This window comes from Nocardioides stalactiti, assembly GCF_014180715.1.
Lineage (GTDB): Bacteria > Actinomycetota > Actinomycetes > Propionibacteriales > Nocardioidaceae > Nocardioides > Nocardioides stalactiti.
The window spans coordinates 1-9,092 of sequence record NZ_JACEFC010000140.1; the positions used below are offsets into that span (position 1 = coordinate 1).

The following is a 9,092-nucleotide window of genomic DNA, read 5'->3' on the forward strand; positions in this document are numbered from 1 at the left end:
CGAGCTCGTCGTGGGTCATCGTCGAGGCGTTGACCCGGAGGCCGCCGACCCGCTGCTGCCAGGCGCCGCCGTCGAGGGCGGGCGTGATGTGGGTGGGGTGGGCGCAGTTGACCATGAACGCCAGCGGAGCGGCGCCGGTCTGCTCGTCGACCGCCGCGATGGCGACGCCGAGCGGGGTGCCGTCGGGCAGCCGGCCGTCGGTCTCCACCGTGAAGCCGATGACGACGGGGAGGCCGACGTCCTGCGCGGCGCGCGCGACCCCGACGCCCTCGCCGACATCGGTGAGGGTCAGTACGGTCGCCCGGCTCGCACCGGCCTCGGCGAAGGCGGCCAGCTGGGGCCGGTGGTAGGCCGCGGCCTCGTCCGGGTCCACGCCGCCGGCGGCGACGGAGCCGTCGCCCCGCGGGCCGATGATCCCGCCCACCTGCCAGCCGACGAGCTCGTCGGCCCGGGTGCGGGCGATCTCGGCGAGGAACGTGACCGCGAAGCGGTTGACGCGATCGACGGCGGCGGCGTCGTAGCCGAGACCCGACGCGTGGTCCGGGTTGGCCCGCCAGGTCGGGGTCTCCAGGAGGAGCGGGACCGCGGCCCGGACGGCGACCTCGACGTACTCCTCGAAGTAGGAGCGCAGGGCCGCCCGTCCCGCCTCGGTGTCCAGGAGCGGGAATGCCGCGAACTCGGGCAGGTCGATGCCGCGGTTGAAGATCAGGTCGGTCTCGATGCCGCCGTCGGTGAGCAGTCGCTGGGCCATGGGGCGAATCCTTCCCCTGGCACGGGCTCAGCGCCAGGCTCGGGCGTAGTCGATGACGAACGTGGCGGGCAGGTCGGTGGCGTCGGACACCGGGTTCGTCCCGTCGACGGTGCCGACGCCCATGTTGAGGATGATGCTGAACGGGCGGTCGAAGGGCTGGGGGGCGACCAGCGGCGCATCCGGCGCCCAGCGGCGCGCCCAGCACATCTCGCCGTCGATCGAGAACCGCATCTCCTTCGCGAACCACTCGACGGCATAGGTGTGGAACTCGCTCACGTCCTCGACCCGGCAGTCCCAGCCGGAGTCGGCGTGGAAGTTGCGCCCGTTGTAGTGGAGCGTCGGCAGCACGAGGGTCGGGTCGTTGGACCACCACTCCGCGACGTCGATCTCGCCCGACGCCGGCCACCGGCCGTAGGAGAGCCGTAGCGGGTAGAGCCAGAACGCACCGTGGACGCCGGGCGTGCGGGCGGTCGGGTACTTCGCCCGGATCTCGAACCGGCCGTAGGCCTGGGAGAAGTGGGTGCGGGTGCCGACGAGGCCACCGGTGTACGGCGTGCGCAGCGACCCGTAGGGGTTGTCGCAGTTGAGGATCGTGCCCTCGTCGCGGGCCTCGAGGAGCAGGGTCCCCGAGCGGACCGCCACGTTGCTCGCCCCGCGGTAGCAGGTCAGCCCGGACTTGAAGCCCGTCCGCGCGGTGTCCTGGGTGATCCACCTCGTCAGGTCGAGGTCGTCGCCGTCGAAGTCGTCGAAGAACGAGCACTCCCAGGTCCCGCCGCCGGGCTTGGCCAGCACCGGGCCGCACGCGTCGCTCGGGCCGACCACGAACGGGTCCGCCGGGTCCGGGCGGGTCTGCACGGTGGCGACGGCGGCGACCACCAGGAGACCGATGGCGAGGGCGACCACGAGCAGGCGGCGGCCGGGGGAGGGGAGCGAGGGCATCTGGTCTTCCGGGAAGTGCTGCAGGTCCCGAACTCTAGCCCCGCAACACTGGACTTCGGGGGAGTTCCAGGCCGTAGGCTCGGCCCGTGCTGACGACTCGCCACGGTGTGCGCGCCCTCGCGGCTGCCGACCTGGACGAGTTCCTCGCGCTCGCCGACCAGGACCCGGTCGTCAACGTGTTCGCCATCCACCGCGCCCAGACCACCAGCCTGGAGCCGCGCTGGCTCGGCGGCGAGATGTGGGGCCGGTACGACGGGGGCAGGCTCGTCGCCGCCTGCCACGTCGCCGCCAACCTGGTGCCCGTCCAGGCGAGCCCCGAGGACGCGGTCGTCTTCGCCGAGCGGGCGCTGGCCCGTCGTCGTACCGCCTCGACGATCGTCGGGCCGCAGAACGCCGTCGTGCCGTTCTGGGAGTCGGTCGGACCCGCCTGGGGCAAGCCGCGCGACGCGCGCTGGGACCAGCGCCACCTCGTCATCGACGGGCCTCCGCTCGTCACCCCGGACCCCGACGTCCGGCTGACGGCCCGGACCGACCTCGACGTCCTCTACCCGGCCTGCGTGGCGATGTACACCGAGGAGGTCGGGGTCTCGCCCGAGATCGGCGGGGGAGCCGACCTCTACCGGACCCGGGTCGTCCAGCTGATCAGCCTCCGCTGGTCCTTCGCCAAGTTCGAGCGCGGCGAGCTCGTCTTCAAGGCCGAGGTCGCCTGCGCGACGCCCGCCGCTGCCCAGGTCCAGGGGGTGTGGGTCCCGCCGCACCGCCGCGGCGAGGGACTGGCCACCTCCGGGATGGCGGCGGTCGTCGCCCTGGTGCGGGCCCGGATCGCGCCGTCGGTCTCGCTCTACGTCAACGAGTGGAACACGCCCGCGCGCCGCGCCTACGAGCTCGTCGGCTTCCGGGAGACCGCCCGGTTCGCCACCGTCATGTTCTGACTAGCCTCAGCATCTGAACCGCCCGAGCCTCATCCCTTCCCCGACAGGAATCCCGTGACCCAGCCCCTCAAGACCGACGCCAAGGTCGTCGTCGGCGCCTTCCTCGTCTCCGGAACCGTCCACCTGGTCAAGCCCGAGGTGTTCGAGCCGCTCATGCCCTCCTGGGTGCCGGCGCACCGCGAGGTCATCGTCGGGTCGGGCGTCCTCGAGCTGCTCTGCGCCGCCGGCATGGCGTTCCCAAGGACCCGGCGGGTCGCGGGGCTCGCGAGCGCGGCGCTGCTCGTGGGCGTGTTCCCCGGCAACGTGAAGATGTTCACCGACTCGCTCCAGGGCTCCAACAAGCCCCTCCAGGCAGTCAGTCTCGCTCGGTTGCCGCTGCAGCTGCCGATGATCCGCGGCGCCCTGCGTGCCGGGCGCTACTAGGCACCTGGCGGCCGCAGCGGAACTGGTTTCCGGCACTCGGAGGCCCCCGCCTACCCTGTGCCCATGATCTCCCGCATGTCGACCCTGTTCGTCCGCACCTTGCGCGAGGACCCTGCGGACGCCGAGGTGCCGAGCCACCGGTTGCTCGTGCGGGCCGGCTACGTCCGTCGCGCCGCGCCGGGCGTCTACACGTGGCTGCCCCTGGGGCTGCGGGTGCTGCGCCGGATCGAGGCGATCATCCGCGAGGAGATGGACGGGATCGGAGCCCAGGAGCTGAGCTTCCCCGCGCTGCTGCCCAAGGAGCCCTACGAGGCCACCAACCGGTGGACCGAGTACGGCGACAACATCTTCCGGCTCCAGGACCGCAAGGGTGCCGACTACCTGCTCGGCCCCACCCACGAGGAGATGTTCACCCTCGTCGTGAAGGACCTGTACTCGTCGTACAAGGACCTGCCGCTCTCGATCTACCAGATCCAGACGAAGTACCGCGACGAGGCACGGCCGCGCGCCGGCCTGCTGCGCGGTCGCGAGTTCAGGATGAAGGACTCCTACTCCTTCGACGTCGACGACGCCGGCCTGGACGTCAGCTACCAGGCCCACCGTGACGCCTACATCAGGATCTTCGACCGGCTCGGGTTCGAGTACGTCATCGTCAAGGCGACCTCCGGGGCGATGGGCGGCTCGAAGTCCGAGGAGTTCCTCGCGAAGGCCGAGGTGGGCGAGGACACCTACGTCCGGTGCACCCGTTGCGACTACGCCGCCAACGTCGAGGCGGTCGAGGTCCGCGCCCCCGAGGCCGTGCCGTACGACGACGCGCCCGCGGCGCACGCCGAGCCGACGCCGGGGACGCCGACGATCGAGACGCTGGTCGACTACCTCAACGAGAAGATGCCCCGGGACGACCGGCCGTGGCACGCAGGCGACACCCTCAAGAACGTGCTGCTCGTGCTCAAGCACCCCGACGGCACCCGGGAGCCCGTGGCCATCGGCGTGCCCGGCGACCGCGAGGTCGACCAGAAGCGTCTCGAGGGCCAGCTCGAGCCGATCGAGGTCGAGCCCATGGACGAGGGGGAGCTCGGCAAGCACCTCGCCCTGGTGAAGGGCTACATCGGTCCCGACGGCATCAAGCGGGCCGGCATCCGCTACCTCGTCGACCCCCGGGTCGTCGAGGGGACCCGCTGGGTCAGCGGTGCCGACCTCGCCGGGTCGCACGTCCTCGACCTGGTGGCCGGTCGAGACTTCCAGCCCGACGGCACCGTCGAGGCGGCTGAGGTGCGCGACGGCGACGCGTGCCCGCGGTGCGACGGCGGCACGCTGGAGTCCGCGCGCGGAATCGAGATGGGCCACATCTTCCAGCTCGGCCGCAAGTACGCCGCCGCCCTGGACCTCCAGGTGCTCGACGAGAACGGCAAGCTCGTGACCGTCACGATGGGCTCCTACGGCATCGGCCCGTCCCGTGCGGTCGCGGCCATCGCCGAGAACACCCTCGACGAGATCGGCCTGTGCTGGCCGCGTGACGTGGCGCCCTACGACGTCCACGTCGTCGCCGCCGGCAAGGACGACGCGATCTTCGACGCGGCCGCCCGGCTCGCGGCCGACCTCGACGCGCAGGGCGTCGCCGTCCTGCACGACGACCGCGCCGGCAAGATCAGCCCCGGGGTGAAGTTCAAGGACGCCGAGCTCATCGGCGTGCCGACGATCGTCACCGTCGGGCGTGGTCTGGCCGACGGCGTGATCGAGGTCAAGGACCGCCGTACCGGCGAGCGGACCGAGGTGGCGGTCGCCGACGCGGCAACCCACCTCGTCGGCGTCGTCCGGGGGTGAGCGGCCGGTGACGATCGACGCCGTCATCTTCGACTGGGGCGGCACGCTCACGCGCTGGCACGACATCGACTTCCACGCCGAGTCGCTGGCGCTGGCGGCGGCCGTGGTGGCGACCCCCGACCAGGACGACGACCGCCACGTCCACGCGAAGGCCCTCCACGGGGCGGGCGCGGTGATCTGGGGGCGCAGCCGCGACCACCAGCGGAGCGCGACCATCGGCGACCTCTTCACCGAGGCCGGGCTCGGGCACGACCCGGACCTGCTGAGCGCCTACTACGAGTTCTGGGTGCCACACACCGAGACCGACCCCGAGGTGCGTCCGCTCTGGGAGTGGCTGCGGGCCGAAGGGATCAAGGTCGGCGTGCTGTCCAACACGATCTGGCCGCGTGAGTGGCACGTCGGCTTCTTCGAGCGCGACGGGGTCGACCACCTCCTCGACGGCGACGTCTACACCAGCGAGATCCCCTGGACGAAGCCCTCGCCGCAGGCGTTCGGCGCCGCGATGGAGGCGGTCGGCGTCACCGACCCGGCGCGCTGCGTCTACGTCGGTGACCGGCTGTTCGACGACGTCTGGGGTGCGCAGAACGCGGGGATGCGGGCGATCCACGTCCCGCACTCGGCGATCCCGAGCGACCAGGTCGGCCACACCGAGGGCGAGCCCGACGCCGTCGCCCACGCCCTCGCCGACATCCCGGACCTGCTCGCTCCCTGGCGCTGACCCCCAGGCTGCACAGCCTGCCGGTTTGCAGGTTCATGCAGTGCAGATTTATGAGGATCGCGGGATGAGGCGCTCCCGTTGCCGTTCGTTGCATGATGTTGCACAGCAGTCGGGGAGCCCCACCTCTCCGGCACACGCTATGACCGCTGTCCCCGGTCACATGCGGTCCGCGACCCCGACTTCGGGGGACGTCTCGGGAGTTCCCCGATTCGGAGTCGCGGACCGCGAGGCGTTTTCGGGGGAGTGACCCGTTCGCCCGAGCGTGCCGCGTCAGAGGCCGGGCAGGATCTCCGGCCGACCGCCGAACGCGAGGGTGCGGACCGCGGCGTCGAGCAGGGCGTCGATCGCCCAGGCGCGCTGCGCGCCGCGGGTCGACGCCACGACGTAGGCGTAGGTGGCGGCACAGGCACGCTCGAGCTCGAGCGCCCGATCGGCGACGGCGACCGGCGTCGTCAGGTCGGCCGGCAGGTCGTAGCCGGGTTCGGCCGCGACCGGGTCCTGGCCCGCCTCCACGACGAGCGCGCGGACCTCGTCGCGGCGCGCCCGGTGCGTCGTGTACGCCGCCGTGACCTCGGCGTAGAGCGTCGGGTCGGACGACCGGGAGGTCTGGCCGCCGAGGGCGCCGTACACGAAGACGGCGGCGTGCTCGGCCGCGAGCGCGGTCTGGAGCGCTTCTGTCGTCACGCGGCCACCACCTGCTGTTGCGCCAGCGCCGCCGCCATCGCCGCGAACACCTGCGCCAGTGCGCCGCTCTCCGCCGCCAGCGCCGCCTCGACCATGCGGGCCTGCAGCTGGTCCTCCGCCTGCAGCAGCGCGACCCGCGCGGTCGCCGCGTCACCGCGGACCTTGCCGTGGCGCCCGTCGGCGGGCTTCGACAGCTCGTCGAGGTGCTGCTCGTGCAGCGTGCTCAGCCGTCGGGTGAGCGGGCGGAGGACGGGGAAGGCCGTCCCGGTCGCGGTCGCCAGCGCCAGCGCCTGTGCGACCTGACGGCCGACCCGGTCGACCAGGTCGCTGTCCGTGGCGCGGACGGGGGAATCGGTCGCGACGTTGCCGGATCCGGTCTCGTCGCCGCAGCCGGCGAGAAGGACGGTCGCGGCCGCCGCGCCCCCTGCGAGGACGGCACGCCGGGACGCGCGCGGGGCAGGGCTGGACACCCGGCGAGGCTACAGCCGCTATCGTGGCCGGAGGTACTCGGATGCAGCCGACCGCTTCGGCTGGGCGTCCGCAGCACCATCGGCTTCACCACAATCAGCTTCGCCACAACAGGACACGGGGGTTCTCACCCATGAGCTCGAACGCAACCGCCCAGGCTGTCTCTGACGCCGTGACCGGACGGTTGGGAGAACTGGGGCTCGACCTCGAGGCGGTGGAGCTGACCCCGGCCGGCAAGCGGCGCGTCCTGCGGATCGCCGTCGACAAGGACGGCGGGGTGGACCTCGACGACGTCGCCGCTGCGACGCGGGCGATCAACGAGATCCTCGACGGTTCCGAGGTGATGGGGGAGCAGCCCTACACGCTCGAGGTGACCTCGCGCGGTGTCGACCGCCCGCTGACCCTGCCGCGGCACTGGCGGCGCAACCGCAGCCGCCTCGCCAAGGTGACCCTCACCGACGGGACCGTCCTGACCGGACGGATCGGCGACTCCGATGACGACCAGGTGACCCTGGACGTCGACGGCAGCGACCGTGCCCTGCCCTACGCCGAGGTCGACAAGGCTCTCGTGCAGATCGAGTTCAACCGGAAGGACCGTGACTGATGGACATCGACCTCAACATCCTGCGGATGCTGGAGCGCGAGAAGGAGATCAAGTTCGAGGTCCTCGTCGAGGCGATCGAGCAGGCCCTCCTCACGGCGTACCACAAGACGCCGGGCGCGCAGGACCAGGCGCGGGTCGAGCTCAACCAGAAGACCGGCCACGTCACCGTGCTCGCCGCTGAGCTCGACGACGAGGGGGCCAAGATCGGGGAGTTCGACGACACGCCCGACGGCTTCGGCCGGATCGCGGCCACGACCGCGAAGCAGATCATGCTCCAGCGCCTGCGCGACGCCGAGGACGAGATCAAGTACGGCGAGTTCTCCGGCAAGGAGGGCGACATCATCTCCGGCATCATCCAGCAGGGTCGCAACCCCGACGACGTGCTCGTCGACCTCGGCAAGCTCGAGGCCATGCTCCCGGTGAGCGAGCGGGTCCCCGGCGAGGACTACCGCCACGGCACCCGCATCAAGTGCCTCGTGGTGTCGGTGCGCAAGGGCATGCGCGGACCGCAGATCTCGCTCTCCCGCTCGCACCCCAACCTGGTCAAGAAGCTCTTCGCGCTCGAGGTCCCCGAGATCGCGGACGGCACCGTCGAGATCGCCGCGATCGCCCGCGAGGCGGGCCACCGCACCAAGATGGCGGTGCGGTCCACGGTGAGCGGCGTCAACGCCAAGGGCGCCTGCATCGGCCCGATGGGCCAGCGGGTCCGCGCGGTGATGTCGGAGCTCCACGGCGAGAAGATCGACATCGTCGACTGGTCCGACGACCCGTCCGAGCTGGTCGCGCACGCGCTCTCGCCGGCCCAGGTCTCCTCGGTCACGGTGGTCGACGCTGCCGCCAAGTCGGCCCGCGTCGTCGTCCCGGACTTCCAGCTGTCGCTCGCGATCGGCAAGGAGGGCCAGAACGCCCGCCTCGCCGCCCGCCTCACCGGCTGGCGCATCGACATCCACTCCGACGAGGAGGCCAGCCCCGCTCCGTCGGCCGGCTGACGCCCCGGTTTCGGAAAGAAGCGGTCCGAACGGGTAGAGTTGCCCGTCGGTGGCTGGCCGACGGAAGATCTCGACCTCGCCGGACGTTCCTCTCCTGGAGGGGCCCGTCCGGACGTGTGTCGGATGCCGGGAGCGGGCCACCAAAAGCGAGTTGTTGCGAGTGATCGCCGGCTCGGACGCGAACGGCCAGCCGGTCGTCGTGCCCGATCCCGACGGGACCGCGACCGGACGAGGTGCGCACCTGCACCCCACGTCCGCGTGTTACGACCTCGCGGTACGCCGGAAAGCCTTCGCCCGTGCCCTGTTCCCCCAGGGACGACAGAGCGTGGGTGGGCTCTCCAGCGCACCGGTGGGCGAGTACCTCGACCCGCTGGACCACCAGCAGTGACCGACCGGAAGAAACTGGAGCAGCAGCTCATGAGCACTCGATGAATGTCTCGCGATGAGCCAGTTCGTTCTGCAGTACCCACCAACGGTCTGAGGTCCCCGGAAAGCCGGGTCTTGGGCCAGAAGGAGAGACGTGGCCAAGACCCGAGTTTCCGAACTCGCCAAGGAATACGGCATCCCCAGCAAGGAAGCGCTGGAGAAGCTCAACGCCATCGGCGAATTCGCCAAGACGGCGTCGTCGAGCATCGAGCTGCCGGCGGTGATGAAGTTCAAGGCGACCTACGGCGCCGAGCTTCTCGCCCAGCAGTCCTCTGCCGGGGCGCCCGCTCCCGCCGCCGAAGCACCGGCGGCGAAGAAGGCCGCGGCCCCCAGG

General features: G+C 71.5%; 12 protein-coding genes. 8 read left to right on the top strand and 4 right to left on the bottom strand.

The genetic code is table 11. The features are described from left to right. Both H0487_RS19880 and H0487_RS19885 read right to left on the bottom strand, forming a co-directional pair. A partial coding sequence (locus tag H0487_RS19880; protein ID WP_183095968.1) for a homocysteine S-methyltransferase family protein occupies positions 1-751 on the bottom strand: 751 nt, incomplete at its 3' end. Positions 752-778: 27 nt separating this feature from the next. Next, positions 779-1,690, bottom strand: coding sequence for a glycoside hydrolase family 16 protein (locus tag H0487_RS19885; RefSeq protein WP_183095969.1), 912 nt, complete (start codon positions 1,688-1,690; stop codon positions 779-781). A gap of 86 nt (positions 1,691-1,776) precedes the next feature. Between H0487_RS19885 and H0487_RS19890 the strand changes: the two genes are divergently transcribed. The 4 genes from H0487_RS19890 (at position 1,777) to H0487_RS19905 (ending at position 5,587) form a co-directional block, all read left to right on the top strand. Then, complete coding sequence (locus H0487_RS19890; RefSeq protein ID WP_183095970.1) at positions 1,777-2,622, top strand: GNAT family N-acetyltransferase; 846 nt, start codon at positions 1,777-1,779, stop codon at positions 2,620-2,622. Between the two features lie 54 nt (positions 2,623-2,676). Beyond that, positions 2,677-3,045: a DoxX family protein gene (locus H0487_RS19895; protein ID WP_183095971.1), complete on the top strand. Its 369-nt coding sequence runs from the start codon at positions 2,677-2,679 to the stop codon at positions 3,043-3,045. A gap of 63 nt (positions 3,046-3,108) precedes the next feature. Beyond that, on the top strand, positions 3,109-4,869 hold the full coding sequence (locus tag H0487_RS19900) for a proline--tRNA ligase (protein ID WP_183095972.1): 1,761 nt from the start codon (positions 3,109-3,111) through the stop codon (positions 4,867-4,869). 7 nt (positions 4,870-4,876) lie between these two features. After that, the gene (locus H0487_RS19905) at positions 4,877-5,587 is read left to right on the top strand and encodes an HAD family hydrolase (protein ID WP_183095973.1); all 711 of its coding nucleotides are present in this window, start codon (positions 4,877-4,879) and stop codon (positions 5,585-5,587) included. Between the two features lie 270 nt (positions 5,588-5,857). Here H0487_RS19905 and H0487_RS19910 read toward each other — a convergent pair whose 3' ends face one another. Together H0487_RS19910 and H0487_RS19915 are read right to left on the bottom strand one after the other, a co-directional pair. Beyond that, positions 5,858-6,271 (bottom strand): ferritin-like domain-containing protein, encoded by a 414-nt coding sequence (locus H0487_RS19910; protein ID WP_183095974.1) that lies wholly within the window; start codon positions 6,269-6,271, stop codon positions 5,858-5,860. Next, on the bottom strand, positions 6,268-6,741 hold the full coding sequence (locus tag H0487_RS19915; RefSeq protein ID WP_183095975.1) for a hypothetical protein: 474 nt from the start codon (positions 6,739-6,741) through the stop codon (positions 6,268-6,270). Before H0487_RS19915 ends, H0487_RS19910 begins: the two co-directional genes overlap by 4 nt. Positions 6,742-6,872: 131 nt before the next feature. Between H0487_RS19915 and rimP the strand changes: the two genes are divergently transcribed. The 4 genes from rimP to H0487_RS19935 all read left to right on the top strand — a co-directional run. Beyond that, on the top strand, positions 6,873-7,343 hold the full coding sequence (gene rimP / locus H0487_RS19920) for a ribosome maturation factor RimP (protein ID WP_183095976.1): 471 nt from the start codon (positions 6,873-6,875) through the stop codon (positions 7,341-7,343). Then, positions 7,343-8,332: a transcription termination factor NusA gene (gene nusA, locus H0487_RS19925; protein ID WP_183095977.1), complete on the top strand. Its 990-nt coding sequence runs from the start codon at positions 7,343-7,345 to the stop codon at positions 8,330-8,332. Before rimP ends, nusA begins: the two co-directional genes overlap by 1 nt. 49 nt (positions 8,333-8,381) lie before the next feature. After that, on the top strand, positions 8,382-8,720 hold the full coding sequence (locus H0487_RS19930; protein ID WP_312856030.1) for a YlxR family protein: 339 nt from the start codon (positions 8,382-8,384) through the stop codon (positions 8,718-8,720). A 132-nt stretch (positions 8,721-8,852) separates the two neighbouring features. Beyond that, the coding region (locus H0487_RS19935; RefSeq protein WP_183095978.1) for a translation initiation factor IF-2 N-terminal domain-containing protein at positions 8,853-9,092 on the top strand (240 nt) is incomplete at its 3' end.